Origin of the sequence: Streptomyces sp. NRRL B-3229, from assembly GCF_000719505.1 — a bacterium.
Taxonomy (GTDB): Bacteria; Actinomycetota; Actinomycetes; order Streptomycetales; family Streptomycetaceae; genus Streptomyces; species Streptomyces griseorubiginosus.
Window position 1 is genome coordinate 13,058 of sequence record NZ_JOGP01000003.1, and the last position, 26,596, is coordinate 39,653.

Sequence of the window (26,596 nt, forward strand, 5' to 3'; positions counted from 1 at the left end):
GGCCGTGACCCACTGGGTCACGGCCCCTTCGGCAGGGTGAGGTACGGCTCAGACCGACGCTTCGGCCCGTCGCCGCATGAGCTCCCGCTCCCGTTCGCGCCGTGCGGTGACGTCCCGGACGACCGCACCGCAGTAGCTGCTGCCGTCGGGTCCGGACAGCAGCACCACGCTGAACTCGATGGACAGCTTGCGGCCGTCCGCGGCCAGCGCCGGCACGGTCAGCAGATCCGCGTCCCCGTACTTGCTGTACCCGCGCTCCATGGCGGCGTCGAAGCCCTCCTGGTGCCGCTTGCGGTGCCGCTCCGGGATGATGACGTCCAGACTTCGCCCCGCCACGTCGGCCGCGGTGAACCCGAAGATGCGCTCCGCACCCCGGTTCCAGTAACGGATCAGACCTTCGCTGTCGGTGATCACTATGCCGTCCGGCGCCTGAGCTGCCATGCCCAGCACCACCGCGGAATCCAGATCTTCCATGTCGCCTCCGAGCCGGGGCCGTTTGGATGAAGATAGTATACAGAATACTGTCGTCACGGACCCTGGTCGGACGGATATGCAGGTGAAGGGCACTCCGAAAGCTTGGTATTGTTGTCCATGTCGCCGCGGGGAACACCCCCGTCAAAGCGACAGACACCTGGTCCGGGTGGCGGAATGGCAGACGCGCTAGCTTGAGGTGCTAGTGCCCTTTATCGGGCGTGGGGGTTCAAGTCCCCCCTCGGACACCAGCTCATCGCACAACAAGAAGCGCCGACCCCGGCAGGGGCGGCGCTTTTCTTGTCCCGGGGCCGGACGGCTCAGCGCAGCTCGTGCCGGGTCCCCTCCGAGACGGTGCGCAGCTTGTCCGGGTTGGCCACGTTGTGGAGCGTCGAGATGCGGCCCTGCTCGTCGAAGTCGAAGGTGAGCGTGGCGATCACCCGGTCCGGGCCGCGGAAGACCACCCCCGGGCCGCCGTTCACCGAGGTCAGCTCCGCCCGCATCTGCCCGGGCTCGATGCCCTGGTAGGTCACGCTGCCGAGCGCCGCGAACCAACGGGCCACCGTCTCCGCTCCGACGACCGGCTTGAGGGCCTGCCGGACCTTCCCGCCGCCGTCGGTCCACAGCGTCACGTCCGGGGAGAGCAGCTCCATGAGGGTGTTGATGTCACCGCCGGTCGTCGCCGCGAAGAACCGCTCGGTGACGTCCCGTTGACGGGCCCTGTCCGCGGCGAAACGGGGCCGACGCGCCTGCACGTGTGCGCGGGCGCGGTGCGCGGCCTGCCGTACCGCCGCTTCCGAGCGTTCCACCGCCTCCGCGATCTCGACGTAGCTGAAGGCGAAGACCTCCTTCAGCACGAACACCGCCCGCTCCAGCGGAGTCAGCGTCTCCAGGACGACGAGCAGGGCCATGGACACCGAGTCCGCCGTGGCCACGTCGTCGGCGGTGTCCGGACCGGTGCGGATCGGCTCGGGGAGCCATGGCCCGACGTACGTCTCCCGCTGGTGGCGGGTCGAACGCAGCTGTTCCATCGCCACGTTGGTGACGATCCGGGTCAGATACGCCTTGGGGTCGGCGACCTGGGAGCGATCCGCCGACGACCACTTCAGCCAGGTCTCCTGGACCGCGTCCTCGGCGTCCACCGCCGTGCCGAGGACGCGGTAGGCGACCGAGAAGAGCAACGTGCGGTACCGCTGAAAAGCGAGCTGGTCGGGGCCGGCCTGCTGCGGCTGGGTCACTTGACGCTCCGGATCCGGGTGTGGCGGCCGCCGTGCGGCCAGAACGCGCCCGAGGCAGGAATCTTCTTCATACGGCCGAAGGTGGCCCAGGGTGCTGCGCTGACGATCTCCTTGTACCTCACGGCCCCCTTGCCGGTCAGCACGATCCGGCGCGGGCTGTCGTCGGGACGGGTGAACTGTACGACGGCGTCGCCCCGGCCCAGGCTGACGGGCGTGTGGTAATAGCCGAACCGGAACGGCCGGGGCTGCTTCCCGGCCAGGACCCGCAGGATCGACAGGGCCGCGTGCACGCCCGTGGGCATCCCGCTCTGGCAGGTCCCGTGCAGCATGCCGTAGCCCTGACGGACCGCCGCCGCGTCGCCCACGGCGTAGACGTCCGGGTGGGAGACCGAGCGCAGCGCGTCGTCGGTGACCACACGCCCGCGGTCGTCGACGGTCAGGCCCGCGGCGGCGGCCAGCGGTGAGACACGGGTGCCACTGGTCCACAGCACCACGTCCGCCGGAACGCCGGAGCCGTCCGCGAGTTCTACGCCGTCCGCCAGCACCCTGGTCACCTCGGCGCCGGCGCGCACCCGCACTCCGAGCCGGGCGAGCGCCGCGTCCACATGGGCCTTGGCCCTCGGGTGCAGCGTGGCCCCGGGCTCCTGCCGGCCCAGCAGTACCACCTGGAGCCGGGGGTGCCGTTCGGCGATCTCCGCGGCGGCCTCGACGCCGGTGAGTCCGCTGCCGCCGATCACCACCGTGCCGCCGTCGAGCCGTTCCAGGCGGTCGGCGAGAAGGGCGGCGGACTCCGGGCCGTCGAGGGTGTGGGCGTGCTCGTCCACACCGGGGACGGTGACGGTGTCCGCGATGCTGCCCAGGCCGTAGACCAGGGTGTCGTAGCGCAGGACCCGGTCGTCGTCGATCCGTACGGTCCTCGCCTCGGCGTCCACGGCGGTGACCCAGCCGCGGACGAACACGGCACCGGTGCCGTCCAGCAGCTCCGGGATACTCATCTCGGCCGTCTCCTGGCCGGTGGCGGTCATGTGCAGCCGAAGCCGCTCGGTGAAGGTGTCGTACGGGTTGACCAGCGTCACCCGCAGAGCTCCCCGCTTCCTGCTCCGTGCGGCCAGTTGTATCGCGGCGGAGAGGCCGGCGTATCCGGCCCCCAGGACCAGGACCTCGTGGCGCCGGGCCGCTGCCGAGTGCGTCGTCTTCATGGTCTGCCATCGCTTTCGTGTAGGTCGTTCCCGCCGTGCGGACGACCACCAGACGCAAGTGGGCCTCCGGAACGTGAGGCGAGATGCGTGTGACCTGCACCACGCGCTGAGTCGGTTAATTCGTTTGACCCGGACCGCCCGCGAGGCGCTCAATACCCGGCATGGCCGACATCCAGGGCACCTACGACGACCTGTTCTCCGCCGTCCCCGACGGACTGGCGGCGCTGCTGGACGAAGGGGACGTCGGCGGCTCGGTGGCCGTCTTCGTGGACGGTGAACCCGTGGTGGACGTGTGGGGCGGCTTTGCCGACGCCGGCCGGTCCGTGCCGTGGGCCGAGGACACGATCACCAACGTGTACTCCACGACCAAGACGATGACGGCCCTGTGCGCACTGATCCTCGCCGACCGCGGAGCACTCGACCTGGACGCCCAAGTCGTGCGGTACTGGCCGGAGTTCGCCGCCCAGGGCAAGGAGAAGGTGCTGGTGCGGCACGTGCTCTCGCACACCGCGGGACTGCCCCACTGGGAGGGGCCGGTCGAGGAGCTGTACGACTGGCAGGCCGCCACCGCCCGGCTCGCCGCCCAGCCGCTTCTCTGGGAGCCCGGCACCGCCGCCGGATACCACTCCGCCACCCAGGGCTTCCTGATCGGCGAGGTCCTGCGCCGGATCACCGGACGGACCGTCGGGGAGTTCCTCGCCGACGAGGTGACGGGCCCGCTCGGCGCCGACTTCCACATCGGGCTCGCCGCCGCCCACGACCACCGGGTCGCCCTCACCGTCCCACCGCCCGGCCGGGACGAGGACTACACCGCAGGCGCCGCCACCCCCGGCCCCGACGCGACACCCGCCTCCGCCACCGCCCTGCGCGTACGGGACGGCAACAGCGTGGCCTGGCGGCGCGCCCAGATCCCCGCCGCGAGCGGCTTCGGCAACGCCCGCTCCATCGCCCTCGTACAGTCCGCGCTGGCCTGCGGAGGGGCGGTCGGGGGCGTACGGCTGCTGTCGGCGGCGGGCGCCGCGCGGGCCACGGAGGAGCAGTTCAGCGGTGAGGACCGCGTGATCGGCATGACCCAGCGGTACGGCCTCGGCTACGGACTCTTCGGCACCGGCTTCGGCTGGGGCGGCTGGGGCGGCTCGCTCGTCATGATCGACCCGGACGCCCGCATGGTGGTGGCGTACGCGACCGACCAGATGCGCGAACCCGCCCAGGACACCCGGGGGTTGGGCCTCGTCATGGCCGCCTACGACGGCCTCCAGGGCCTGCGCCGCTGATCGCGAAAACCCGGTGCGCAGGGCCGGCCGGCTCCCTACACTCGCCATGACCAGGAACGGTCGCCAGGGACACGAGTGAGGGGAGTACGGCCATGTGCGTGCGCACAGCTCTCGCCGTTCTCCGGACGTCGTACGACGTGATCCTCGTGTCCCCGCCCCTCCGGTGCCCGCTGCGCGGCCGGCACCGGACGCCCGTCACGCCTGTCTGAACGGCCCTCTCACCGCCGTGGCACGTCTTCCTGACGTGCCGTCATGTCGTACGGGTCATCGCGCCGCCCTGTCACCACCGCACCGAAAGGCCACGGGCCGTGCGCACCAACCACCTCAACCCGCTCTCCGTCGTCCGCAATCTCGGCGTCCTCGCCCACGTCGACGCCGGCAAGACCACCGTCACCGAGCGGATCCTGTTCGCCACCGGGACCACCCACAAGCGCGGCGAGGTCCATGACGGCACGACCGTCACCGACTTCGACCCGCAGGAACGGGACCGCGGGATCACCATCTTCGCGGCCGCCGTCAGCTGCGCCTGGGCGGGCCACCGCCTCAATCTGATCGACACCCCGGGCCATGTCGACTTCGCCGACGAGGTGGAGCGCTCGCTCAGGGTGCTCGACGGGGCGATCGCGGTGTTCGACGCGGTCGCGGGCGTGGAGCCGCAGAGCGAGTCGGTGTGGCGGCAGGCCGACCGGCACGGTGTGCCGAGGATCGCCTTCGTCAACAAGCTGGACCGCGCGGGCGCCGACCTCGACACGGCCGTGGAGTCGATCCGGCGGCGGCTGCACCCGGCCCCGCTCGTCGTGCAGCTGCCCATCGGCCGCGAGGACGGCTTCACCGGTGTCGTCGATCTCGTCGGGATGCGGGCGCTGACCTGGACCGACGGCGGCCCGGTCGAGGAAGGGCCGGTGCCGGGCGTCCTGCGCGAGGAGGCGCTCGGCCGACGCCGGCTCCTGGAGGAGGCCGTCGCCGAACGGCACCCGGCCGCGCTGGAGGAGTTCTGCGACCGCGAGACCCTCGCCGCGGACACCCTCACCGCCGCCCTGCGGGATCTCACCCGCAGCGGCGACGGCGTGGTCGTCCTGTGCGGCTCGGCCTACCGCGACCGCGGGATCGAGCCGCTGCTGGACGCGGTGGTGGCGTACCTGCCGTCGCCGCTGGACGTGCCCGCCGTACGCGGTGAGCAGGGCGAGGAGCGGCCCTGCGACCCGGCCGCGCCCCTCGCGGCACTGGCGTTCAAGGTGAACGCCGGCCCGACGGGACGGCTGACGTACGTCCGCGTGTACTCGGGAACGATCGAGAAGGGAGCCACCGTGTGGGACGCGGGCGCGCGGCGCAGCGAGCGCGTCGGACGGATCCTGCGGGTCCGGGCCGACCGGCACGCCCCGCTGGAACGGGCGGTCGCCGGTGACATCGTCGCTCTCGTCGGGCTGAAGTCGGCCCGCGCGGGCTCGACGCTGTGCGCGCCGGACGCCCCGCTGGTACTCGAACCGCCGAGCGCGGCCGAACCGGTCGTGTCCGTCGCGGTCGAGCCCCAACGGTCCGTCGACACCGACCGGTTGGCCTCGGCGCTCGCCCGGCTGGCCGAGGAGGACCCCTCGCTCGTCGTCCGCACCGACGCCGAGACCGGCCAGACGCTGCTCTCCGGCATGGGGGAACTGCATCTGGAGGTGGCGGTGGAGAAGGTACGGCGTGAGCACGGGCTCGGCCTCAACGTCGGCCGCCCCAGGGTCAGTTACCGCGAGACGGTCGGGCGCGGGGTGTCCGGACTGGTCTTCCGGCACGTCAAACAGGACGGCGGGGCAGGGCAGTTCGCGCACGTCGTGCTCGACGTCGAACCGGCCGAGGAGGGCTTCGAGTTCCGTTCGGCGGTCGTCGGCGGGCGGGTCCCGCAGGAGTACGTCCGCGCGGTCGAGGCCGGCTGCCGGGACGCCCTGGCCGAGGGACCCCTCGGCGGGCACCCGGTCACCGGGCTGCGGGTCACCCTCACCGACGGGGCGACCCATGTGAAGGACTCCTCGGACACCGCCTTCCGCACGGCGGGCCGGTTCGGCCTCCGGGAGGCCCTGCGGGCCTGCGCGATGGTCCTCCTCGAACCGGTCGTCGAGGTCACGGTCACCGTGCCCGAGGACGCGGTCGGAGCGGTCCTCGGCGACCTCGCCGCGCGCCGCGGCCGGGTCTCGGGCTCGGCCGCGCGCGGTGGTTCGGCGGTCGTCACGGCAACCGTGCCGCTGGCCGAACTCTTCGGCTACGCGACGAGGTTGCGCAGCCGGTCGCAGGGCCGCGGCACGTTCACGGCCAGGCCGACGGGGTACGCACCGGCGCCGGCCGAGGCCGCGGTCCGGCGGTAGCGACCGGGTGGCCCGACCGGGTCTGGTGGCGACCGGGTGGCCCGACCGGGTCTGGTGGCGACCGGGTGGCCCGACCGGGTCTGGTGGCGACCGGGTGGCCCGACCGGGTCTGGTGGCGACCTGGTGGCCCGACCGGGTCTGGTGGCGACCGGGTGGCCCGACCGGATCCGGTAGCGACCGAGTGGCCCTCCCCGACCCGGGAGGGCCACACCCGCGATCCGGGCCGGCTCAGCAGTCCCTGAACTCCGGCGACTGGTTCAGCACCTGCGAGCGCACCGACGTGAAGCGGGCGTAGGTGTCGCCGTCCACCGACTCCGGGCGGAACGCCGCCACCCGGTGGCAGTTCTGGAAGGCCAGGGCCACGCCGAAGTGACGCTCCAGGCTGCCCCGGATGGCGTCGCTGGCGAGGGCGCGCAGGAGCTGGCCGCGCTCCTTCTCGGACGGGGGAGGGGTCTGGTTGTCGGCGAACTCGGCGATGCCGCCCTTGAGTCGGGTGGCGAGGTCCGCGATCAGGTCGTAGGCGTAGGGGAGGGAGGTGCGGACGGTGTCCACGAAGTCCTCCTCGCGGACGGTGCCCTGCTCGGCCTCGGCGAGGAGCTTCGGGGAGACGTCGAGAGACATGCGCTGCGGTTCCTGTTCTGTCGGGGGAGAGGAAGAGAAGGACGGGGTCAGGCGAGGGCGGCCGGGCCCGGTGTGAACTGCGGGTCCACCTGGGCCGTCAGGTCCAGGCCGGTCGCCGCGTTCGCCCAGGAGCGGGCGTTGCGGAGGTGGAACTCGACCGCGTGCCCGTGGAGGGCGGCCCAGTCGCGGGGGTGGGCGTCGACCGTGTCGCGCAGGATCGACAGGGCGTGCCGGTTGTGGGATTCCAGTGACTCCAGGTCGCCCTCCGCGCGGCCCTGTTCGGCCGCCCGCACCCAGGGCGACTGGACCAGGTGGGTCAACAGGTCGTCACCGACGTGCTCCTTGAGGAAGAGCAGGTCGTCCTCCCCGGTCACCTTGTTGCCGACCACGGCGATCCGGATCCCGAACTCCCGTGCATGATCGCGGTACTGGCGGTAGACCGAGACGCCCTTGCGGGTGGGTTCGGCGACCAGGAAGGTCACGTCGAAGCGGGTGAAGAGGCCGGAGGCGAAGGCGTCCGCGCCCGCCGTCATGTCGACGACGACGTACTCGCCGGGGCCGTCGACCAGGTGGTTGAGGTAGAGCTCCACCCCGCCCAGCTTGGAGTGGTAGCAGGCCACCCCCAGGTCGCTCTCGTCGAACTCGCCGGTCACCATCAGCGGGACGTCACCCACCCGCCGGACATGGCGGGCGTGCAACTCGTCGTCGCCCAGCAGGCGCAGCAGACGCGAGCCGCGTCCCGGCGGCGTCGTCTTGATCATCGCCTCGCGGGAGGCGATGCGCGGATTGGTGCCGCGCAGGAGGTCCTTGATGTCGGCCACGTGTGCGCCTAGGGGAGGGGCGCCCAGGGAGGCCGGGTCGCCGTCGTGGCCGAGCGCCTCGGCGAGGTGCTGGTTGATGTCGCCGTCCACGGCCAGCACCGGTACGCCGGACCGGGCCAGGTGACGGGAGAGGAGCGCCGACAGGGTGGTCTTGCCGCTGCCGCCCTTGCCGACGAACGCGATGCGCACTATCGCTCCGTCTTTTTGAAAATGGATGTCATGTTGCTAGGTTCTATGGCGTCCGTTCGATCACTGTCAAATCGCCCCGCGATCAAGCTGGAAGGCTTAATGCATATGATGTGCAAGTGCGTAACTACAGCATCAGGGCTGCGGGCCCGGACGACCTCGACGGTGCGCGAGCCGTGATGCTCGACACCGTCTACCGCGACTTCGGAACCGGATACGTGCCCCGCTGGCACGGCGACATCGTCGACCCGGCCGCCGCCTACCTGGCCCCCGCCCGCCACACCCTGCTCGTGGCCCTCGACCCGGACGACCGCCGGACCGTCGTGGCCACCGCCGCCCTCGACTCCCGCGGCCCCGCCCACCCGCCGAACCCGCGCGAACTCGCCGAGCGCTACCCCTCGGGCGAGACCGCGCAGCTGCGCCGGATCTACGTCCGCCCCGAGCACCGCAGGCGCGGCCTCGCCCGGCGCATGGTCGGCGACCTGCTCGCCTTCGCGGCCGCCGACGGCGGCTACCGCTCGGTCTACCTGCACACCGACCCGGCCGTCCCCGGCGCCGAACCCTTCTGGCGCTCCCTCGGCAAGGTCGTCCACGACGAGCGCGAGACCACGGGCGGCGTGAGCAACGTCGTCCACTTCGAGATACCGATGGGGCGATAGAACCACCATGCGACGCCGACACCTGCTGGGCTCCCTGCTGCTCGCCCCCGCCCTCACCGCCTGCTTCGCGTCCGCGGGCGGCGACTCCTCCGACCAGGGAGGCGACGGCTCACGCCTGCGCGTCGCCCTGGCCTTCCCGCCCGCCGAGAACCTCTTGCCGTACGGCGCCGACGCCACCCTCCTCAGCCGCCTCGGCGTCACCGAGGGCCTGACCGCCCTCGACGCCAACGGCGCCGCCGCCCCCGCGCTCGCCGAGTCCTGGCGCCGCGAGAACGACCGCAGTTGGCTGTTCACCCTCCGCGAGGCCACCTTCCAGGACGGCTCCGAGGTCACCCCTACCGCGGTCGCCGCCGCCCTCACCCACGCCATCGAGGCGAAGCCCGCCCCTGCCGCGCTCGCGGGCGTGACGCTGAAAGCAGAGGCGGCGGGGGACGCCGTACGGGTCACCACCAGGACGGCCGACCCCGTGCTGCCGCTGCGGCTGTCCAGCCCCAACCTCGCCGTGTTCGCCCCCAAGGCCTACACCGCGGCGGACGTCGACCCGGTCGGCACCGCCACCGGACCCTTCGTGCTGACCAAGGTCACCGGCTCCGGCTCCGCCGCCCTCGACCGCTTCGACGACTACTGGGGCGGCCGCGCCCAGGCCTCCGGCATCGACGCCCGTTTCGTCGCCGACGGCACCGCCCGCGCCAACGCCCTGCGCACAGGCCAGGTCGACATCGCCGAGGCCATCCCCGTCGCCCAGGCCGCCTCCCTCGACAAGGCCACCCTCAGGGAGACCGCGACCACCCGCACCACCAGCCTCCAACTCAACACGGAATCGGGCCCGTTCAAGGACCCCGAGCTGCGCGCCGCGGCCCGCGAGGCCGTCGACGGCTCCGCACTCGTCAAGGGCGTCTTCGAGGGGTACGCCGATCCCGGCGCCGGCATCTACGGACCGGCCGTCACCTGGGCCGAGGGCAAGCGCGTCCCGCCCACCGGACGGGCCGCCGCCGCGCGGCCGAACGGCACCGCGATCACCCTCGCCACCTACGACAACCGCCCCGAACTCCCCGAGGTCGCCCAGGTCCTCCAACAGCAGCTCCAGAAGGCCGGGTTCAAGGTCACCCTTCAGGTGCGCGAGTACTCCCGGCTCGAAAGCGACGCGCTCGGCGGGAAGTTCGACGCGTTCGTCGGAGCCCGCAACAGCCTCGTCGACACCGGTGACCCGGTCGGCGTGCTCGCGAGCGACTACACCTGCGACGGCGGCTACAACCTCGCCCAGCTGTGCGACAAGAAGGTCGACAAGGCGGTCGCCGACGCCGACCTCGTGTCTGGCACCGGCGAACGCCAGGAGGCGGCCCTGCGCGCCGAGGCGGCGGTCCTCGGCACCGACGCCGTGGTCCCGCTGGCCCACCAGAGCATCATCGTCGGCGTCGGCACCGACGTGCGGGGGGTGCGCCTCGACCCGTACGAGCGCACCCTGGTCGGCACCGGAACGCGACGCTGATCCATGCGGCACCGCGTCGTCACCCTCCTGTGGCGGGCCCTGCTCGCGACGGCCCTGGTGGTCGGGATCGGCCTGCTGCCGTGGCTGTCCCGCACCGACCCGGCGCTCACCGTGCTCAAGGCCCGCTCGGCGGACCGTGACCCCGACCCCCGCACCCTGGCCGACATCAGAGAGCAACTCGGCCTGGATCAGGGCCCCTTGCACCTGCTCGGCCAGTGGCTCGGTGGACTGCCCCGCGGCGACGCCGGAAGGTCGTGGCTGAACGGCACGGAGGTCACCCCGGCCGTCGTCCAGGCGCTCGGGGTGTCTCTGCTGCTGGTGACGGCGGCGCTCGTGGTGGCCGCCGGCACCGCCGCCCTGGTGTGCGCCCGCACCCTCGGTCTCGGCGCGCAGCGGCGCCTGGACGGGCGGCGGGCCGGCGGCGGCGCCTCGGCGATGCTCGCCGCGCTCCCCGAGTTCCTCACCGCCTCCGTGCTCGCCACCGTCGTCGGCGTCCAGCTCGGCTGGCTGCCCGCCCTCGGCTGGTACGGCCCCCGGTGGACGATCCTGCCCGCCCTCGCCCTGGGCCTGCCCGCCGGGGCCGTGCTCGGCCGCCTCCTCGACGACCTGCTGCCCGGCGCCTTCGCCGAACCCTGGGCCCTGGCCGCCGAGGCGCGCGGGCTGCGCGGCCGTACCGTCGCGGCCCAGGCGGTCCGCCGCTGCGTGCCCGCCCTGCTGCCCAACCTCGGCCTGTTCGTCGTCGGCCTCACCGCCGGATCCGTCGCCGTCGAGCAGATCTACGACATCCCCGGCCTCGGCCGCACCACCCTCCAGGCCGCCCTCGCCCAGGACCTGCCCGTCCTCCAGGCCGGCACCCTAGCCCTGCTGCTCCTCGCGGCCGCCGCCACCGGCCTCGCCGCACTCGCCGTCCGCCTCGTCACCGGCCCGGCGCTCCGCGACGGCGCCCTGGACTCGCTGCACCGGCCGCGCCCGTCCGCCCGCAGCACCCTGCCGTTCGTGTACGGCGGCCTGCTGACGGCCGTCGTCACGCTCGGCCTGCTCCGCGACCCGCTCGCCCTCGACACCGGCGCCCGACTCCAACCCCCCTCCTGGACCCACCCGTTCGGCACCGACGCGCTCGGCCGGGACCTGCTCGCCCGGGTCGGACACGGTGCCCTCGACACCCTGCTCGTCGCCGTGGCGGTCAGCGTCGCCGCACTGATCGTCGGCGTGCTGCTCGGGCTGCTGCCCCGGCTGTCCGGGCCGCTCGTCGACACCGTCAACGCCGTACCGCCGGTGCTCGCCGCCCTGCTCGTCACCGCCGTCGCCGGGAACGGGGCCACCACGCCCGCCGTCGCCGTGGCCACCGTCTCCTGGGCGGCGCTCGCCGCGCACACCTCGTCCCTGCTCCGCCAGGAACGCGCCACCCCGCATCTCGCCGCCACCCGTGGCCTGGGCGCGAGCCGCTGGTACCTCCTGCGCCACGAACTGCTGCCCGCGGTCCTGCCGCCCGTCACCCGGCACGCCCTGCTGCGGCTGCCCGGTGTCGCCCTCGCCCTCGCCTCCCTCGGCTTCCTCGGTCTCGGCACCCAACCGCCGTCCCCGGAATGGGGGTTGCTCCTCGCCGAGAACCAGCCCTACGCCGAACGCGCCCCCTGGGCCATCCTCGCCCCGGCCGCCGCGCTGGCCCTGCTGGGAGCGCTCGCGGTGAGCGCGGCGGGCGGGGTGCGGTGGCCCGGGCGGCGCGTGTCGCGACCCCGTACCGCTCCCTCCGGCTATGAACGGCACACCGCTGCACGTGAGTTGGCGGAGACCGGATGACGTCCACCTCGGTCGAGACGCCCCGGGTCAGGCTCTCGCCGCTGCTGCGGTTGCTGATCCTCACCCAACTCGCCTTCAACCTCGGCTTCTTCGCCGTGCTGCCCTTCCTGGCCGACCACCTGGGACGGGCCGTCGGGATGGCGGGCTGGCTCGTCGGGTTCGTGCTCGGCCTCAGGACCTTCAGCCAGCAGGGGCTGTTCGTGGTGGGCGGGGCGCTCGCCGACCGGTACGGGATCCGGCCCGTCGTCCTCACCGGATGCGCGCTGCGGATCGGCGGGTTCGGGTGGCTCGGGTACGCCGGGCGGACGGCGGCGGTCATCGGGGCGGTGCTGCTCATCGGGTTCGCGGCCGCGCTGTTCTCACCGGCCGTGGAGTCGGAGGTGGCGCGGCAGGCCGTCCTCCACGAGGAGGCGGGCGGCCACCGTACGCGCGTCCTCGCGTTGTTCACCGTCGCCGGGCAGGCGGGCGCGTTCGTGGGGCCGTTGCTCGGCGCGCTGCTGCTGTCGGTGGACTTCCGCACGGTGTGCCTCGCGGGCGCCGGGATCTTCGTGCTCGTCCTCGCCGGACACGCGTGGCTGCTGCCGCAGCGTGTTCCGGGGCGGCAGCAGGTGCAACTCAGGGGCGGTATGGGGACGTTGGTCCGCAACCGCGGTTTCCTCGCGCTGTGCTGCGCGTACGGCGCCTACCTGCTCGGCTACAACCAGCTCTACCTCGCCCTGCCCGAGGAGGTGGAGCGCGCCACCGGTTCGCAGTCGGCGCTGGCCTGGCTGTTCGCGTTGTCCTCGCTGCTGGTGGTGACCGCCCAGCTGCCCGTCACCCGCTGGGCCGGCTCCCGGTGGGCGCTGCGCCGGTCCATGGCGGCGGGACTGCTGCTGATCGGCGCCGGGTTCGCGGTCGTCGCGGCGGCCCGGCCCGCCGACTGGACCGGCGTCCGGGGACTGGTGCCGTCGGCGGGGTTCGTCGTGCTGCTCACCCTCGGGCAGATGCTCGTCGCCCCGGCAGCCCGCGCCTGGGTCCCCGACCTCGCGCCGGAAGGACGCCTCGGCCTCTACACCGGCGCGCTCTCCTCGGTCTCCGGCCTGATCGTCCTGGCAGGCAGCTCCCTCACCGGCTCCCTCCTGGACACCGGCCTGCCGACCGCGGTGCCCTGGCTGGTGCTGGCCGCGGTCCCGGTCGCGGCGGTCGGGCTGCTGCCGCGGGAGGAGGACGCCGACCGCCTGTCCGGGGAGCGTGGTTCGTGAGGCCGTGGGGCAGGGGGTGCCGGGCTCGGTTCGCGGGCGGGTGCGGGTGCTTGGGGGCTGGTCGCGCAGTTCCCCGCGCCCCTGGGGAGTTGCAGTCGACGCGCGCTGCAACGGCAACCGTGCCAGCGCAAGCGCAGGCCCTCGCGAGCCCCCACCGGTCGCCCACCCCGTGGGCGCCCGGCTCAACCTCACCCGGCGCCCGCACAGGCTCCCCGGCGATAAGGTCCCCCCATGGAGACTCAGGACATCCACGTGGAGATCGTCCAGGCGGCGGGGCAGGAACTCGTCGACGCCTTCGCGCGGATGCTGCCCCAGCTGTCCTCGACCGCCGAGGCACTCGACCTCGCCGCGCTCGACCGGATCCTGGCCTGTGACGCCAACACCATGCTGATCGCGAGGGCGTCGGGCGGGGCGGTCGTCGGTACCCTCACCCTCGTCATGTTCCCGGCGCCCGCGGGTCTGCGGGCCCGTATCGAGGACGTGATCGTCGATCACGCGGCCCGCGGTCAGGGTGTCGCGGGACTGCTGATCAGGGAGGCCATCAGGCTCGCCCGCGAGGCCGGGGCCCGCACCGTCGACCTCACCTCGCGCCCCGACCGGGCGGCGGCCAACCGGCTGTACGAACGCCAGGGGTTCCGACAGCGGGAGTCGACGGTGTACCGGGTTCCCCTGAAGGGCTGAGCCCCCTTCAAGCCCCTCTTGAAGCCCCATTCAGAGCAGAGCCCCGTTCAGAGCAGACCCCGTTCAGATCAAGGCCCCGCTTCAGGAAGCCACGACCTGCCGCCGTGCCGGCACCAGCTCCAGCAGCTCCTCCACCGCCGCCTGGTCCGCCCGGTGCGTGCGCCACAGCCACAGCACGTCCCGGCCGAACGACCAGAGCAGGGTCCCGAGGGCCAGTGCCACCACCCCGAAGGTCGCCGCGAACGGCAGGTACCCGGACGCGGCCACCAGCAGCAGGATCCCCTGGAGCGCGGCCACCGTCTTGCGGGCCATGCTCGGCGGCAGCGGGGCGTTCAGCCAGTTCCAGACACGGGCCGCCGCCACGAAGCCGTAGCGCATGCCGCCGATCAGCAGCACCCACGGACCCTGCGACATCGACACGTACACGCTGAGCACCAGGATCAGGAACGCGTCGACCTCCATGTCGAACCGCGCGCCCAGCGGGGTCGAGGTGCCCGTCGCCCGGGCCACCTTGCCGTCGACACCGTCGAGGATCAGCGCCACCGCCGTCAGGCCGACGAAGAGCGTGACCGGCGGGGAGTCCTGGAAGGAGTCCGCGACCAGGGCCGTCACTCCGCCGACCAGGGTGGCCCGGCCGAGCGTGACCCGGTTGGCCGGGCCGAAGGACCGCGGCCGGGTGCGGTGCAGCGCCCTGGAGAGCACGGCCCAGGTGGCGACGGCGAAGGCGAGGCCGGTCAGCCAGCCCGCCGGCCCCATGCCGATCGCCGTGCCGAGCAGAGCCAGCAACAGGATCTGAACGCCCGCTCCCACAGCGGTCTCCTGCTGGACCAGCCTTGCTTCGTAAGTGTTGTTCAGGGCCACCGCTGATTCCTCCGGCCAGATGACAGAGTCGATCAAGGCCGCGTACTGTGCGCGGCCTGTGCACACCTCGGTTACGTGACGAGGTACGTGCACGGGTTCCCGATCGTTCAGGAGGGTTTCGATGAAGGCCGCCGCACGCGCGTTCTGGCTCCGCTCGCCGGGGGAGGGCGAGCTGCGGGAGGTCGCCCTCCCCGCCCCCGGCGAGGACGAGGTGCTGGTCCGCTCGCTCTACTCGGGAGTCAGCAGGGGCACGGAGACACTCGTGTTCCGCGGCCAGGTGCCCGAGAGCCAGCACGCGGCCATGCGGGCACCCTTCCAGGAGGGCGACTTCCCCGGACCGGTGAAGTACGGCTACCTCAGTGTCGGCGTGGTGGAGGAGGGCCCCTCCGCGCTGAGGGGCAGGACCGTCTTCTGTCTGCACCCGCATCAGACGCGGTACGTAGTGCCCGCGAGCGCCGTGACGGTCGTACCGGACGACGTGCCGCCCGCACGGGCCGTCCTCGCCGGCACGGTCGAGACAGCCGTGAACGCCCTGTGGGACGCGGCCCCCCTGATCGGCGACCGGATCGCGGTGGTCGGCGGCGGCATGGTCGGCAGCTCGGTCGCCGCCCTTCTCGCCCGCTTCCCCGGCGTCCGCGTCCAGCTGGTGGACTCCGACCCGGCCCGCGCCGAGACCGCCGAGGCCCTCGGTGTCGGCTTCGCGTCCCCCGCGGACGCCCTCGGCGACTGCGACCTCGTCGTCCACGCCAGCGCCACCGAACAGGGCCTCGCCCGCGCACTGGAACTCCTCAGGACCGAGGGCACGGTCGTCGAGCTGAGCTGGTACGGCGACCGCCGCGTCGGCCTGCCGCTCGGCGAGGCCTTCCACTCCCGGCGGCTGACCGTGCGCAGCAGCCAGGTCGGCACCGTCTCCCCGGCCCGCGCCCACCGCGGTTACGACGGCCGGCTCGCCCTCGCGCTGGAACTGCTCGCCGATCCCAGGCTTGACGCCCTCATCACCGGGGAAAGCGCGTTCGAAGAACTTCCGGAGGTGATGCCCCTGCTGGCCAGTGGGGAGATTCCGGCCCTCTGTCACCTCGTGAGGTACGGCAAGACCGCCTGACCTGAGAAAAGAGTGAGATCCGGCTGAACAAGGGGACGCGGAGAGCCGTACTACACGGCATCCCCCGGCAGGGATCAGCCGGAGGACCAGACGCGCCGCACCTGGAGGGTCGTCCGTTGTTCAGCATCACCGTCCGCGATCACATCATGATCGCCCACAGCTTCCGCGGCGAGGTCTTCGGCCCCGCGCAGCGACTGCACGGAGCGACGTTCCTGGTGGACGCCACGTTCCGGCGCGAACAGCTGGACGACGACAACATCGTCGTCGACATCGGCCTCGCCACCCAGGAGCTCGGTGCCGTGGTCAGCGAGCTGAACTACAGAAACCTCGACAACGAACCGGACTTCGCCGGAGTCAACACCTCCACGGAGTTCCTGGCGAAGGTCATCGCGGACCGGCTCGCCGAGCGTATCGAGAAGGGCGCTCTCGGCGAGGGCGCCAAGGGTCTCGCGGGACTGACCGTCACCCTGCACGAGTCGCATGTCGCCTGGGCGAGTTACGAGCGTGCCCTGTGACCGACCTGACCACCGGGCGGGCGGCCACGCTGGACTACGTGCCCGTGCAGCACGCCGCCCTGAAGAAGGCCGAGATCATCCCGATGTCCCTGCGTTCCGTGCACTTCGTGATGCCCGGCGGCGTGGACGACCCGACCGCGCCGAGCGGCGGCAACGCCTACGACCGGCGGGTCTGCCTGGACCTGCCCGGCTTCGGCTGGCAGGTCGAGCGGCACGCGGTGGCCGGCAGCTGGCCCCGCCCGGGAGCGGCGGCCCGCGCCGAACTGGCCCAGACCCTGCGCGACCTGCCCGACGGCACCGTCGTCCTCATCGACGGCCTGGTCGCCTGCGGGGTCCCGGAGATCATCGTCCCGGAGGCGGAGCGCCTCGGCCTCGTCGTCCTCGTGCACCTGCCGCTCGGCGACGAGACCGGCCTCGAACCCGGGCTCGCCCTCGAACTCGACGCCAAGGAGCGCGAGGTGCTGCGGGCCGTGCCCGCCGTCGTCGCCACCAGCGACTGGGCCGTACGGCGACTCGTCTCGCACCACGGCCTCGCTCCCGAACGGGTCCACGTCGCCACCCCGGGCGCCGACATCGCCCCCCTCGCCTCCGGCACCGACGGCGTGTCCCGGCTGCTGTGCGTGGCCGCGGTGACGCCCCGCAAGGGCCAGCACCGGCTGATCGAGGCCCTCGCCGGCGCCCAGGACCTGCCGTGGAGCTGTGTGTGCGTCGGCGGGATCACCCAGGACCCCGAGTACGTCGCCCACCTGCGGATGCTCATCAAGCGGTACGGCCTCCAGGACCGCCTGCACCTCGCGGGACCCAAGGCCGGGGCCGAGCTCGACGCCAGTTACGCCGCCGCCGACCTGATGGTCCTCACCTCCTACGCCGAGACCTACGGCATGGCGGTCACCGAGGCCCTCGCTCGCGGCATCCCGGTGCTGGCCACCGACGTCGGCGGAGTGGCCGAGGCGGTCGGCCGCGCCCCCGACGGCGGGGTGCCCGGCATCCTCGTCCCCCCGGAGGACCCCGCCGCCCTCGCCGCCGAACTGCGCGGCTGGTTCGGCGAGGCGGACGTACGACGCAGGCTCAAGGCGGCTGCCCGGGGCCGGCGGGCCGCCCTGGACGGCTGGGCGACCACGGCCCGCAGCCTGGCCGGAGTGCTCGGCCGACTGCCGAACGAACCCAGGAGGGCGGCATGAGGAAGACGGCGACCAAGGAGAGCGGGAAGATCCCGGCACAGCCGGGCCCTCGAGAGGTGACGTCGGTGAAGCCTGCTGTCCCGTCCGACACGGAAACGGTCATCCCCGGTGCCGGACCCAGTGTCCGTCCCGGTGAGCGGCCCACCGTACGGCTGAGGGACGTCGGTCCCGACGACGCCCCCCGGTACGCGCCCGAGTGGCTGGAGCTGCGGGAAGGCCCCGATGCGGCCGCCCGGTCCGGGGATCTGATCGACCCGCTGCGGATCCGGCTGGCCAACCTGCCGGGCAAGGCGGGACTCGTCATCCACGACCTGGGCTGCGGCACCGGCTCGATGGGCCGCTGGCTCGCGCCCCGCCTGGACGGCCCCCAGCACTGGATCCTGCACGACCGGGACCCCTACCTGCTGCACTTCGCGGCCGTCGCCTCCCCGCGCTCCGCCGCCGACGGCAGCCGGGTCACCGTCGAGACCCGCCGCGGCGACGTCGGCCTGCTCACCCCGGACGCCCTCGCCGGCGCCTCCCTGGTGACGGCCTCCGCGCTCCTCGACGTCCTGACCCGCGAGGAGATCGACACCCTCGCCGCGGCCTGCACGGGCGCCGGCTGCCCGGCCCTGCTCACGCTGTCCGTGGCCGGCCGCGTCGAACTCAGCCCGGCGGACCCGCTGGACGAGGAGATCGCCGACGCGTTCAACGCCCACCAGCGGCGCGGCGGACTGCTCGGCCCGGACGCCATCACCGCCGCCTGCGAGGCGTTCTCCGACCGGGGCGCGACGGTACGGCTGCACCCGAGCGCCTGGCGTCTGGGTCCCGCCGACTCCGCGCTCACCGTGCAGTGGCTGCGTGGCTGGGTCGGTGCCGCCGTCGAGGAGCGGCCCGAGCTGAAGGAACGCGCCGAGCGCTACCTCCAGGACCGGCTCGAGGCGTGCCGCGCGGGCGAGTTGCACGTCGTCGTCCACCACAGCGACCTGCTGGCGCTGTCCCGGCCGACGGGCGGAGCGTCATGAGCGTGGAGACGGTGCGACCGGCCGGCGAGCGGCACGCGACGAAGGCCGGACGGCCGAGCCTGCCGGTCCGGAGCACCGACCGTGACACGGCGGGCTCCCGGGAGTGCGCGACGGTGTCCCACCGCGCCCTCACCCTGCGCACCGAAGTGCTCCAGACGGGCAACGACGTGCTCACGGCCCGCGCAGACGCCTTGGTGGCCCGCGCGGAGATTCTCGAAGCGGCCGGTGAGTCCGCCGCCGACCTGCGTGCCGCCGCGGCCGTCTCCGGGGACCGCATCGGCGTGATCGTGACCGGGCCCCGGCCCCGCCCCGCGCACACCCCTCGGTGGCGCAGCGCCCTGCGCTCCGTCCTCGACTCCCGCGCCCTGCGCACCCACTTCGGCACGGTCGCCGGTGTCACCATCCTCGCCGTGCTGCTGTGGCGCCTGGGCACCGGCGTCTTCGTCGAGGGACTGCGCCGGATCGACACCCCGGCCCTGCTCGCGGCACTCGCGATCGGTGTGCTGACCACCGCGTTCAGCGCCTGGCGCTGGCAGTTGGTGGCCCGCGGCCTGCGCATCCGGCTGCCGCTGGGCCCCGCCGTCGCCGACTACTACCGGGCCCTGTTCCTGAACGCGGCCCTGCCCGGCGGCGTCCTCGGCGACGTGCACCGCGCGGTACGGCACGGACAGAGCGCCGGGGACATGGGCCGCGGAGTGCGCGCGGTCGTCCTCGAACGGGCCGCGGGCCAGATCGCGTTGGCTCTCGTCGGCGGTGCCGTCCTGCTCACCATGCCGTCCCCGGTGCAGGCCGACGCGCTTCAGCTCGCCCCGGTCCTCGGCCTCGCCGGCCTGGGCGCGCTCGCCGTCGTCGCGGCCCTGCGCATGAACCGGGCCCCCTCCTCGCGCCGGGGCCGGGCCCTGCGCGCGACCCTCGCCGAGGCGCGCGAGGCACTGCTGTTCCGCCGCAACTGGCCCGGCGTCACGCTGTCCTCGGCCGCCGTCCTCGCCGGCCACCTCGGCATGTTCGTGCTCGCCGCCCGTATCGCGGGCTCCGGCGCCTCCGTGGCCGTCCTGCTGCCGCTGGCCGTGCTCGCCCTGCTCGCCATGGGAGTGCCCCTGAACATCGGCGGGTTCGGCCCCCGGGAGGGCGTCACCGCCTGGGCGTTCGCCGCGACGGGCCTCGGCGCGCAGGCCGGGCTCGCGACCGCGATCGTCTACGGCGTCCTCAGCTTCGTGGCGAGCCTGCCGGGCGCGGCCGTCCTGGTCGTCCGCTGGTACCAGGGGCTGCTGCGCCCGGCGGAGAAGCCCTACTCGGCGTCCGACGCGGTACCGGCATCGGATCCGGTACCGGCCTCGGATTCTGCCCCGGATTCGGCCCCGGTGCCGGATTCGGTCAGCATCGAGAAATACGTTCCGAAGGAAGCCGCGAGGCTCTCCAGCAACGCTTTCCCTTTTTCCGCGGAGCCCAGCGAAGGGCGCCCGATGACACCGGAATCGGTGTAACCGGACATACCGAGGGTGAGGAGATGACGACGGTCGTCCGCGATGAAATCGGAGGTCTCGTAACCGGGGCGGAGCGATTCGGGGTGCGCGTGCAGAAGAATGGAGGTCTCGATTTCTCCCGCATGCATGTCGGTGAGCAGCGAGGTGACCACTCCCGCGTCCAGCCGGGCCGCCTCCCAGTCCTCCGCGGCCGGGAACAGCGCCGTCCGCTCCCCGCGCGCGGACGCCTCCTGGACGACGTTTCCCAGCACGTAGTTGCCGCCGTGCCCGTTGACCACCACCAGGGCCTCGACGCCCGAGCGGCGCAGCGAGTCCGCGATGTCCCGAACCACCGCGTGCAGGGTGACGGAGGAGATGCTGACGGTCCCGGGCCAGGCCGCGTGCTCGTGCGAGCAGGAGATCGTCACCGGGGGGAGGAGGTGCACCGGGTACGCCGCGGCGATCTGCCGCGCGACGGCACAGGCGACGAGGGTGTCGGTCGCGAGCGGAAGGTACGCACCGTGCTGTTCGAAGCTTCCGACCGGAAGGACGGCGACCTGTGTTGAGACGCCCGCCCCTCGTGTCCGTACGTCTTCCGTAGTGTCCGTCGGCAACAGACCGTACGCCGCCGACCGTATTTCCGAACCACTCATCTTTTCTCGGCCTTTCGTCTCTGCTTAGGAACCAGATCATGACAGACAAAGTTGGCGTACTCGGCAAGAAGGCACCACAGCGTACGGGTGTGGAGCGCGTGGTGAATGCCCCGCTGCCCACCGTGTACGGGAAATTCCAGGCAGTCGGTTACCTCGATCACGACCGCGGTGACGAACAAGTCGCCCTGGTGCACGGGGACATCGGCTCGGAGGACGTTCTCGTCCGGCTGCATTCCGAGTGCCTGACCGGTGACGCGTTCGGCTCCCAGCACTGCGAGTGCGGCGACCAGCTCGACGCCGCGCTGCGGGCCGTGGTCAAGGCGGGCAGCGGGATCGTCGTGTACCTGCGCGGCCACGAGGGCCGGGGGATAGGCCTGCTCGCCAAGCTGCGTGCGATGGCGCTCCAGGCGGAGGGCCTGGACACCGTGGAGGCGAACCTCGCGCTCGGCCTGCCCGTGGACTCCCGGGACTACGGCGTCGCCGCCGGGATCTTCCACGACCTGGGCGTGAACTCGGTGCGGCTGATGTCCAACAACCCGCGCAAGCGCGAGGCCCTCGAGCGGCACGGCATCGAGGTCACCGAGACGGTGCCGCTGCTGATCACCCCGTGCGAGAGCAACATCACCTATCTGCGCACCAAGCGGGAGCGGCTCGACCACGTCCTGCCGCATCTGGACGCGGTGGCCCACCTGTCCTGATCGCCGGACGGATTCCGGGCCGGGAAATCCGGACAGGAAGAGGGAATGACCGACGACGTCCTCTTCCTCTCCGGAGCACAGGTCGCCCGCCTGCTCCACGTGGAGGCGGCCACCGCCTCGCAGCGCGCGGCCTTCACCGCGCTCGGCTCCGGGGCGGCCGACCCGCCGGCGAAGATCATGCATCCGAGCCGCTTCGACGACAGCGTGGCCTTCGCGTACGTCTCCCGGCTCTCCGCCGACTCCGGGGCCGTCGCGAAGTCCGGCAGTGTCGATCCGGGCAACGCGGCGGCCGGGCAGCACACCGCCCACGCCGCCGGCGTCGGCATCCAGGACGGGGGCGCCGCCCGGGCCGTGCTGCGGGCCGCACAGGGGGAGGCCGCATGAGCGTGGTCGTCGTCGGCGGCGGGGTCATGGGCACGAGCATCGCCCGCCACCTGGCCCGGGCCGGCGTACCGGACGTGGTCCTCGTCGAGCGGGACGAACTCGCCTCCGGCTCCACCTCCAAGGCGGCCGGCGGGGTGCGGGCGCAGTTCTCCGACGAGCTCAACATCCGCCTCGGGGCCCGCAGCCTGGAGGCGTTCGGGCGCTTCGAGCGGGACACCGGGCAGGACATCGGACTGCACCGGGTCGGCTATCTCTTCCTGCTGTCGACGCCGGAGGAGGTCGCCTCCTTCGAGGCGAGCGTCGAGCTCCAGAACTCCCTGGGCGTCCCGAGCCGCATGACCGACCCGGCCGAGGCCCGGCGGCTCTCCCCGCTCATCACCACGGACGGCCTGCTCGCGGCCGCCTTCTCGCCCGAGGACGGCCACTGCACCCCCGAGTCGGTGGTGCACGGCTACGCGGCCGACGCCCGCCGCCACGGCGCGACGATCCTGCGGCACACCGAGGTCACCGGCGTCGAACTCCACGGCGACACCATCACGGCCGTGGTCACCACCAAGGGCCGGATCGCCACCGACACGGTGATCTGCGCGGCCGGAGCCTGGTCGCGGGCCCTCGGTGCGATGGTCGGGGTCGACCTGCCGGTGGAGCCGCTGCGCCGCCAGATCGCGGTCACCGAGCCGGTGCCGGGACTGCCGCCCGACCTGCCCATGACCATCGACTTCACCAGCAGCCTCTACTTCCACGGCGAGGGCCCCGGCCTCCTCCTCGGCATGTCCGACCCCGACGAGAGACCCGGCTTCGACACCGCGACGCACGACCGCTGGATCCCCCGCCTCGCCGAGGCGATGGCCCACCGCGCCCCCGCCCTCCTCGACCTGCGCCGCACCGGTGGCTGGGCCGGCCTCTACGAGATCACCCCCGACCACAACGCCCTGATCGGCGAGGCCACTTCGGTCTCCCGCTTCCTGTACGCGACCGGCTTCTCCGGCCACGGCTTCCTCCAGGGACCGGCCGTCGGCGAGGTCGTCCGCGACCTGTACCTGGGCCGCGTACCCTTCGTGGACATCAGCCCGCTCAGCGCCGGCCGGTTCGCGGCCGACGCCCCGCGCCCGGAGGCCAACCGCGTATGACCGAGCTCCACCTGTGGCTGCGCCACGAGGTCCGTTCCACCGAGCGGCGCACGCCCCTCGTGCCGTCCGACGCCCGGCGCCTCGTCGAGGCCGGGGCAACGCTGACCGTCGAGGCGTCCCCGCAGCGGATCTTCCCGATCGAGCAGTACGAGGCGGCCGGCTGCGCGGTCGCCCCCGCGGGCTCATGGGTGGCCGAGGCGCCCCGGGAGGCGGTGGTCGTCGGCCTGAAGGAACTCCCCGACGAACCCGGCGCCCTGACTCACCGTCATGTCTACTTCGGACACGCCTACAAGCAGCAGCCCGGTGCCCCCGAACTGCTGCGCCGGTTCGCCGCCGGGGGCGGGGCGCTCCTCGACCTGGAGTACCTGGTCGACGACCAGGGCCGCAGGCTCGCCGCGTTCGGCTACTGGGCCGGCTATCTGGGTGCCGCCCTGGCCGTCCTCCAGCACCGGGGCAGGCTGACCGCGCCTCTCACGCCGACCTCGCAGCAGGAGCTGGAGGAGGTGCTGCGGCCGGTCGCCGGGGACGAGGAGTTCACGGCGCTGGTGGTCGGCGCCCTGGGCCGCAGCGGCCGGGGCGCGCGCGTCGCGCTGCGGGCCGCCGGACTCGACCCGACCTGCTGGGACCTCGACGAGACGAGGAACCTGGACCGGCCCGCCCTGCTCGCCCACGACCTCCTGGTGAACTGCGTCCTCGCCACCAGCCCCGTCCCGCCCTTCGTCCGCGAGGAGGACCTGGACGACCCGGCGCGCAGACTGCGCACCCTCTCCGACGTCACCTGCGACGTCGGCTCCCCGCTGAACGTCCTGCCGGTCTACGACCGCGTCACCGAGTGGACCGAGCCGGTCCGCCGGCTCCACAAGGAGCCCCCGCTCGACCTCATCGCCATCGACAACCTGCCGTCCCTGCTCCCGGAGGAGTCCAGCACCGGCTTCTCCGGCTCGCTGCTGCCCCTGCTGCTGGAGTTCGGCACCGGTGGGCCGTGGGGGCGCTGTCTGGAGCGGTTCCGTCAGGCGTGCCGTGAACTCGGCATCGAGGAAGGGGAGGCCCGCCGTGTCTGACCCGGTTCCCGCGACCGGCACCGTGCACTGGATCGGCGCCGGACTCTCCACCGGCAGCGGTCTGGCCGCACTGTGCGACACCGCCGACCGTGTGCTGCTGTGGCACCGCACCGAGGAACGGGCCGAACAGGCCCTCGAGGGACTGCGGCTCAACGGCCGGGCCGTGCCCCGTGCCTACACGCCGGCCGCGCTCGCCGCCGAACTGGCGCCCGGGGACGTCGTGGTGTCGATGCTGCCCGCGTCCGAGCACCCCGGCCTCCTCGCCGCCTGTGTGCGCGAGCGGGCCCACTTCGCCTGCTCCAGCTATGTGTCCGACGCCCTGCTCGAACGCGTGCCGGAGGCGCAGAAGGCCGGCGTCGTCGTCCTCACCGAGGCCGGACTCGACCCCGGGATCGACCACCTCTTCGCACACGACCTCGTGGCCAGGGCCGGCGCCGCGATCGGCGACACGACACCGGCGTCGTACGCCCTCACCTCCTACTGCGGCGGTGTCCCCGCCGTCCCGAACGACTTCAGGTACCGCTTCAGCTGGGCCCCGCTCGGCGTCCTCAACGCCCTGCGCTCGCCCGCCCGTTACCTCGACGACGGCACCCCCACCACCGTCGAGCGCCCCTGGGAGGCGACCCGGCGCCATGTCGTGGACGGCGAGACCTTCGAGGTCTACCCCAACCGCGACAGCGTGCCCTTCGTCGAGCAGTACGGGCTGCCGGACGCGTGGACGCCGCGGACCTTCGTGCGCGGAACCCTGCGGCTCGACGGCTGGCTGCGCGCCTGGGAGCCCGTCTTCGAGGAGCTGCGGACCGGCGACGACGCCCGGATCGCTTCCCTGGCCCAGGAGTTGGCGGCCAGGTATCCGACCACGGACGCCGACCGCGACCGGGTCGTGCTCGTCGTCTCCCTGGAAGCGCGCGCGGAGGACGGCCGCACCTGGTCCGGCGGCTACCTCCTGGACACGGTGGGCGACGAGGACGACAGCGCGATGGCCCGCTGCGTCTCCCGCACCCTCGCCCTGGGCATCGGCCACATTCTCGACGGCACCCTGCCGGCGGGCCTGAACCGCGCCGCCGAGACGGCCGCCCGCTCGCGGCAGTGGCTGGGCGAACTGGCCCGGGCGGGCCTGCACTTCACGCTGCGGGTGGACCAGGAGGCCGACGGGGCTGGCTGACGACCGCCTCGTGGACCAGACGCTTCAGGTCGGGGAAGACCTTCAGCGTCTTCGGCCGGACCTGGGTGTAGAACTGCACGCTCAGATCGCGGACCGGATCGACCCAGAAGGTCGTGGACGCGGCCCCGCTCCAGCCGAAGGTGCCGAGGCCCGCGGGGGCCACGGTGCGGGCGGGGTCGATCACCACGGAGACGCCGAGACCGAAGCCGAGGCCGTCGTTGCCGGGCTCGTCATGGGCGGGCTTGGTGCCGAACGCGCGCAGATCGGCGCCGCCCGGAAGGTGGTTGGAGGTCATCAGGCCGACCGTCTCGGCGGACAGCAGCCGGGTTCCGTCCAGTTCGCCCCGGCGGCGCAGCATCTCCGCGAAGCGGTGCACGTCGTGGGCCGAGGCCGCGAGGCCGCCGCTGCCGGACAGCAGCCGGGGGCGGCCCTTCAGCGGCAGTCCGGGGACCGGCTCGATCGTGCCGTCGTCCTTCTCGCCGTACAACTCCGAGAGTCTGTGCGCCTGTTGCTCGCTCACCCAGAAACCGGCGTCGGTCATCCCGAGGGGGCCGAAGATCCGTTCGGCGAAGAAGGCGTCGAGCGAGGTGCCGGACACGATCTCGATGACCCGGCCCAGCACATTGGAGGCGACCGAGTAGTTCCACTGCGTGCCCGGCTCGAACTGGAGCGGCAGGCCCGCGTACACGGCGACCGTCTCGGCGAGGGTCGAACCGGGCAGCACCGACGAGTCCAGACCGGCCTCGCGGTAGAGCGCGTCGACCGGGTGGGAGTGGTAGAAGGCGAAGGTCAGGCCCGCGGTGTGGGTCATCAGGTGCCGGATCCGTATCGGACCGTCGGCCGGGCGGGTCGTGAGGGTGTCACCGGCCCCGTCCACGTACACGCGCGGTTCGGCGAACTCCGGGAGGTGGTCGGCGACCGGGTCGTCCAGGGACAGCCGCCCCTCCTCCACCAGCAGCAGGGCCGCGACCGCGGTGACCGGCTTGGTCATCGAGTAGATCCGCCACAGCGTGTCGGTCTCGACGGGCAGTCCGGCAGCGAGGTCGCGCCGGCCGTGGACGGTGAGGTGCGCGACGCGGCCACCCCGGGAGACGCAGACCAGGAAGCCGGGCATCCGGCCCTCGTCGACGTAGTGCGCCAAGTGCTGGTCGAGGCGGTCGAGGACCTTCTCGTCCAGCCCCACCTCACCGGGATCGACCTCTTGCCGCAGCTGTGCCATCGTTCTCCTCCGTCACGTCCGTCGAGGCGCGGACCGGATACCCGCTCCGGACCGCCCTCAGACATCATCTTCGCTCAGGAAACCGTGACCGGCCGCGGGTCGGCGGGTAACGGCTGTGACGGGAATGCCGGGTGC

Annotated in this window: 24 protein-coding genes, 1 tRNA gene and 1 pseudogene; 18 read left to right on the forward strand and 8 right to left on the reverse strand. The window is 73.0% G+C overall.

Features of this window, described 5'->3' with window-relative positions:
- Positions 1 to 48: 48 nt before the first annotated feature.
- Positions 49 to 474 (reverse strand): PAS domain S-box protein, encoded by a 426-nt coding sequence (locus tag IF54_RS0104990; protein WP_030314888.1) that lies wholly within the window; start codon positions 472 to 474, stop codon positions 49 to 51.
- Positions 475 to 634: 160 nt separating this feature from the next.
- On the opposite strand from IF54_RS0104990, the gene IF54_RS0104995 reads away from it, so the two are divergent.
- Positions 635 to 722: transfer RNA gene (locus IF54_RS0104995), tRNA-Leu, on the forward strand.
- A gap of 69 nt (positions 723 to 791) precedes the next feature.
- Here the strand turns inward: IF54_RS0104995 and IF54_RS0105000 are convergent.
- Both IF54_RS0105000 and IF54_RS0105005 read right to left on the reverse strand, forming a co-directional pair.
- Positions 792 to 1,709 (reverse strand): RNA polymerase sigma-70 factor, encoded by a 918-nt coding sequence (locus IF54_RS0105000; protein ID WP_030314890.1) that lies wholly within the window; start codon positions 1,707 to 1,709, stop codon positions 792 to 794.
- The gene (locus IF54_RS0105005) at positions 1,706 to 2,908 is read right to left on the reverse strand and encodes an NAD(P)/FAD-dependent oxidoreductase (protein WP_030314892.1); all 1,203 of its coding nucleotides are present in this window, start codon (positions 2,906 to 2,908) and stop codon (positions 1,706 to 1,708) included. The genes IF54_RS0105000 and IF54_RS0105005 overlap by 4 nt, the downstream gene beginning before the upstream one ends.
- Positions 2,909 to 3,069: 161 nt before the next feature.
- On the opposite strand from IF54_RS0105005, the gene IF54_RS0105010 reads away from it, so the two are divergent.
- Both IF54_RS0105010 and fusA read left to right on the forward strand, forming a co-directional pair.
- Positions 3,070 to 4,182: an EstA family serine hydrolase gene (locus tag IF54_RS0105010; protein WP_030314893.1), complete on the forward strand. Its 1,113-nt coding sequence runs from the start codon at positions 3,070 to 3,072 to the stop codon at positions 4,180 to 4,182.
- 308 nt (positions 4,183 to 4,490) lie between these two features.
- Positions 4,491 to 6,527 (forward strand): elongation factor G, encoded by a 2,037-nt coding sequence (gene fusA / locus IF54_RS0105015; RefSeq protein ID WP_030314896.1) that lies wholly within the window; start codon positions 4,491 to 4,493, stop codon positions 6,525 to 6,527.
- Between the two features lie 228 nt (positions 6,528 to 6,755).
- Here fusA and IF54_RS0105020 read toward each other — a convergent pair whose 3' ends face one another.
- Both IF54_RS0105020 and IF54_RS0105025 read right to left on the reverse strand, forming a co-directional pair.
- Entirely contained in the window at positions 6,756 to 7,148 is a 393-nt protein-coding gene (locus IF54_RS0105020; protein WP_030314898.1) for an SCO5389 family protein, read from the reverse strand.
- A gap of 47 nt (positions 7,149 to 7,195) precedes the next feature.
- Complete coding sequence (locus IF54_RS0105025) at positions 7,196 to 8,158, reverse strand: AAA family ATPase (protein WP_030314900.1); 963 nt, start codon at positions 8,156 to 8,158, stop codon at positions 7,196 to 7,198.
- Between the two features lie 116 nt (positions 8,159 to 8,274).
- Here IF54_RS0105025 and IF54_RS0105030 point away from each other — a divergent pair, with 116 nt between their 5' ends.
- From IF54_RS0105030 to IF54_RS0105050, 5 genes are all read left to right on the forward strand, one after another.
- A complete protein-coding gene (locus IF54_RS0105030; protein ID WP_030314902.1) occupies positions 8,275 to 8,814 on the forward strand; it encodes a GNAT family N-acetyltransferase in 540 nt (179 codons plus the stop codon).
- A 7-nt stretch (positions 8,815 to 8,821) separates the two neighbouring features.
- Positions 8,822 to 10,303, forward strand: a complete 1,482-nt coding sequence (locus IF54_RS0105035) for an ABC transporter substrate-binding protein (protein ID WP_030314907.1) — start codon at positions 8,822 to 8,824, stop codon at positions 10,301 to 10,303.
- A gap of 3 nt (positions 10,304 to 10,306) precedes the next feature.
- Positions 10,307 to 12,103: an ABC transporter permease subunit gene (locus IF54_RS0105040; protein WP_030314909.1), complete on the forward strand. Its 1,797-nt coding sequence runs from the start codon at positions 10,307 to 10,309 to the stop codon at positions 12,101 to 12,103.
- Positions 12,100 to 13,344 (forward strand): MDR family MFS transporter, encoded by a 1,245-nt coding sequence (locus tag IF54_RS0105045; protein WP_030314911.1) that lies wholly within the window; start codon positions 12,100 to 12,102, stop codon positions 13,342 to 13,344. Before IF54_RS0105040 ends, IF54_RS0105045 begins: the two co-directional genes overlap by 4 nt.
- A 231-nt stretch (positions 13,345 to 13,575) precedes the next feature.
- Positions 13,576 to 14,025 (forward strand): GNAT family N-acetyltransferase, encoded by a 450-nt coding sequence (locus IF54_RS0105050; protein WP_030314913.1) that lies wholly within the window; start codon positions 13,576 to 13,578, stop codon positions 14,023 to 14,025.
- A gap of 81 nt (positions 14,026 to 14,106) precedes the next feature.
- On the opposite strand, the gene IF54_RS0105055 is transcribed toward IF54_RS0105050, so the two are convergent.
- Entirely contained in the window at positions 14,107 to 14,886 is a 780-nt protein-coding gene (locus tag IF54_RS0105055) for a CDP-alcohol phosphatidyltransferase family protein (RefSeq protein ID WP_020135587.1), read from the reverse strand.
- 121 nt (positions 14,887 to 15,007) lie between these two features.
- Here IF54_RS0105055 and IF54_RS0105060 point away from each other — a divergent pair, with 121 nt between their 5' ends.
- The 5 genes and pseudogenes from IF54_RS0105060 to IF54_RS43230 form a co-directional block, all read left to right on the forward strand.
- Positions 15,008 to 15,988 (forward strand): 3-hydroxyacyl-CoA dehydrogenase NAD-binding domain-containing protein, encoded by a 981-nt coding sequence (locus IF54_RS0105060; RefSeq protein ID WP_030314915.1) that lies wholly within the window; start codon positions 15,008 to 15,010, stop codon positions 15,986 to 15,988.
- Positions 15,989 to 16,104: 116 nt separating this feature from the next.
- The gene (locus IF54_RS0105065; RefSeq protein ID WP_020123858.1) at positions 16,105 to 16,503 is read left to right on the forward strand and encodes a 6-pyruvoyl trahydropterin synthase family protein; all 399 of its coding nucleotides are present in this window, start codon (positions 16,105 to 16,107) and stop codon (positions 16,501 to 16,503) included.
- Positions 16,500 to 17,684, forward strand: a complete 1,185-nt coding sequence (locus tag IF54_RS0105070) for a glycosyltransferase family 4 protein (protein ID WP_030314918.1) — start codon at positions 16,500 to 16,502, stop codon at positions 17,682 to 17,684. The genes IF54_RS0105065 and IF54_RS0105070 overlap by 4 nt, the downstream gene beginning before the upstream one ends.
- Positions 17,681 to 18,688 carry a class I SAM-dependent methyltransferase gene (locus IF54_RS0105075; RefSeq protein WP_030314921.1) on the forward strand — a complete coding sequence of 336 codons (1,008 nt, stop codon included), beginning with the start codon at positions 17,681 to 17,683 and terminating at the stop codon, positions 18,686 to 18,688. Before IF54_RS0105070 ends, IF54_RS0105075 begins: the two co-directional genes overlap by 4 nt.
- A pseudogene (locus IF54_RS43230) lies at positions 18,685 to 19,860 on the forward strand (lysylphosphatidylglycerol synthase transmembrane domain-containing protein); the annotation flags it as partial. The gene IF54_RS0105075 and the pseudogene IF54_RS43230, both read left to right, overlap by 4 nt.
- Before the next feature lie 116 nt (positions 19,861 to 19,976).
- On the opposite strand, the gene IF54_RS40930 reads toward IF54_RS43230, so the two are convergent.
- Positions 19,977 to 20,804 (reverse strand): creatininase family protein, encoded by an 828-nt coding sequence (locus IF54_RS40930; protein ID WP_078851881.1) that lies wholly within the window; start codon positions 20,802 to 20,804, stop codon positions 19,977 to 19,979.
- A gap of 38 nt (positions 20,805 to 20,842) precedes the next feature.
- On the opposite strand from IF54_RS40930, the gene ribA reads away from it, so the two are divergent.
- The 5 genes from ribA to IF54_RS0105110 are packed head-to-tail and all read left to right on the forward strand — an operon-like array spanning position 20,843 to position 25,242.
- A complete protein-coding gene (gene ribA, locus IF54_RS0105090; RefSeq protein ID WP_030314925.1) occupies positions 20,843 to 21,502 on the forward strand; it encodes a GTP cyclohydrolase II in 660 nt (219 codons plus the stop codon).
- Positions 21,503 to 21,547: 45 nt separating this feature from the next.
- A complete protein-coding gene (locus IF54_RS39420) occupies positions 21,548 to 21,886 on the forward strand; it encodes a hypothetical protein (RefSeq protein WP_030314926.1) in 339 nt (112 codons plus the stop codon).
- Positions 21,883 to 23,016 carry an NAD(P)/FAD-dependent oxidoreductase gene (locus IF54_RS0105100; RefSeq protein ID WP_030314929.1) on the forward strand — a complete coding sequence of 378 codons (1,134 nt, stop codon included), beginning with the start codon at positions 21,883 to 21,885 and terminating at the stop codon, positions 23,014 to 23,016. Before IF54_RS39420 ends, IF54_RS0105100 begins: the two co-directional genes overlap by 4 nt.
- Positions 23,013 to 24,077, forward strand: a complete 1,065-nt coding sequence (locus tag IF54_RS0105105) for a saccharopine dehydrogenase (RefSeq protein ID WP_030314931.1) — start codon at positions 23,013 to 23,015, stop codon at positions 24,075 to 24,077. The genes IF54_RS0105100 and IF54_RS0105105 overlap by 4 nt, the downstream gene beginning before the upstream one ends.
- On the forward strand, positions 24,070 to 25,242 hold the full coding sequence (locus tag IF54_RS0105110; RefSeq protein ID WP_030314933.1) for a saccharopine dehydrogenase family protein: 1,173 nt from the start codon (positions 24,070 to 24,072) through the stop codon (positions 25,240 to 25,242). Before IF54_RS0105105 ends, IF54_RS0105110 begins: the two co-directional genes overlap by 8 nt.
- Here the strand turns inward: IF54_RS0105110 and IF54_RS0105115 are convergent.
- Positions 25,202 to 26,461 carry a serine hydrolase domain-containing protein gene (locus IF54_RS0105115; RefSeq protein ID WP_051735333.1) on the reverse strand — a complete coding sequence of 420 codons (1,260 nt, stop codon included), beginning with the start codon at positions 26,459 to 26,461 and terminating at the stop codon, positions 25,202 to 25,204. The two genes, IF54_RS0105110 and IF54_RS0105115, sit on opposite strands and share 41 nt — an antisense overlap.
- Between the last annotated feature and the right edge of the window lie 135 nt (positions 26,462 to 26,596).

What these genes read in the sequence shown, in the direction of transcription:
- IF54_RS0105010 (WP_030314893.1), top strand. Translation starts at nt 3,070, where the DNA reads ATGGCCGACATCCAGGGCACCTACGACGACCTGTTCTCCGCCGTCCCC.
- IF54_RS40930 (WP_078851881.1), bottom strand. Translation starts at nt 20,804, where the DNA reads ATGAGTGGTTCGGAAATACGGTCGGCGGCGTACGGTCTGTTGCCGACG.
- IF54_RS0105045 (WP_030314911.1), top strand. Translation starts at nt 12,100, where the DNA reads ATGACGTCCACCTCGGTCGAGACGCCCCGGGTCAGGCTCTCGCCGCTG.
- IF54_RS39420 (WP_030314926.1), top strand. Translation starts at nt 21,548, where the DNA reads ATGACCGACGACGTCCTCTTCCTCTCCGGAGCACAGGTCGCCCGCCTG.
- ribA (WP_030314925.1), top strand. Translation starts at nt 20,843, where the DNA reads ATGACAGACAAAGTTGGCGTACTCGGCAAGAAGGCACCACAGCGTACG.
- IF54_RS0105060 (WP_030314915.1), top strand. Translation starts at nt 15,008, where the DNA reads ATGAAGGCCGCCGCACGCGCGTTCTGGCTCCGCTCGCCGGGGGAGGGC.
- IF54_RS0105020 (WP_030314898.1), bottom strand. Translation starts at nt 7,148, where the DNA reads ATGTCTCTCGACGTCTCCCCGAAGCTCCTCGCCGAGGCCGAGCAGGGC.
- IF54_RS0105035 (WP_030314907.1), top strand. Translation starts at nt 8,822, where the DNA reads ATGCGACGCCGACACCTGCTGGGCTCCCTGCTGCTCGCCCCCGCCCTC.
- IF54_RS0105050 (WP_030314913.1), top strand. Translation starts at nt 13,576, where the DNA reads ATGGAGACTCAGGACATCCACGTGGAGATCGTCCAGGCGGCGGGGCAG.
- IF54_RS0105075 (WP_030314921.1), top strand. Translation starts at nt 17,681, where the DNA reads ATGAGGAAGACGGCGACCAAGGAGAGCGGGAAGATCCCGGCACAGCCG.
- IF54_RS0105040 (WP_030314909.1), top strand. Translation starts at nt 10,307, where the DNA reads ATGCGGCACCGCGTCGTCACCCTCCTGTGGCGGGCCCTGCTCGCGACG.
- IF54_RS0105105 (WP_030314931.1), top strand. Translation starts at nt 23,013, where the DNA reads ATGACCGAGCTCCACCTGTGGCTGCGCCACGAGGTCCGTTCCACCGAG.
- IF54_RS0105100 (WP_030314929.1), top strand. Translation starts at nt 21,883, where the DNA reads ATGAGCGTGGTCGTCGTCGGCGGCGGGGTCATGGGCACGAGCATCGCC.
- IF54_RS0104990 (WP_030314888.1), bottom strand. Translation starts at nt 474, where the DNA reads ATGGAAGATCTGGATTCCGCGGTGGTGCTGGGCATGGCAGCTCAGGCG.
- IF54_RS0105005 (WP_030314892.1), bottom strand. Translation starts at nt 2,908, where the DNA reads ATGAAGACGACGCACTCGGCAGCGGCCCGGCGCCACGAGGTCCTGGTC.
- IF54_RS0105115 (WP_051735333.1), bottom strand. Translation starts at nt 26,461, where the DNA reads ATGGCACAGCTGCGGCAAGAGGTCGATCCCGGTGAGGTGGGGCTGGAC.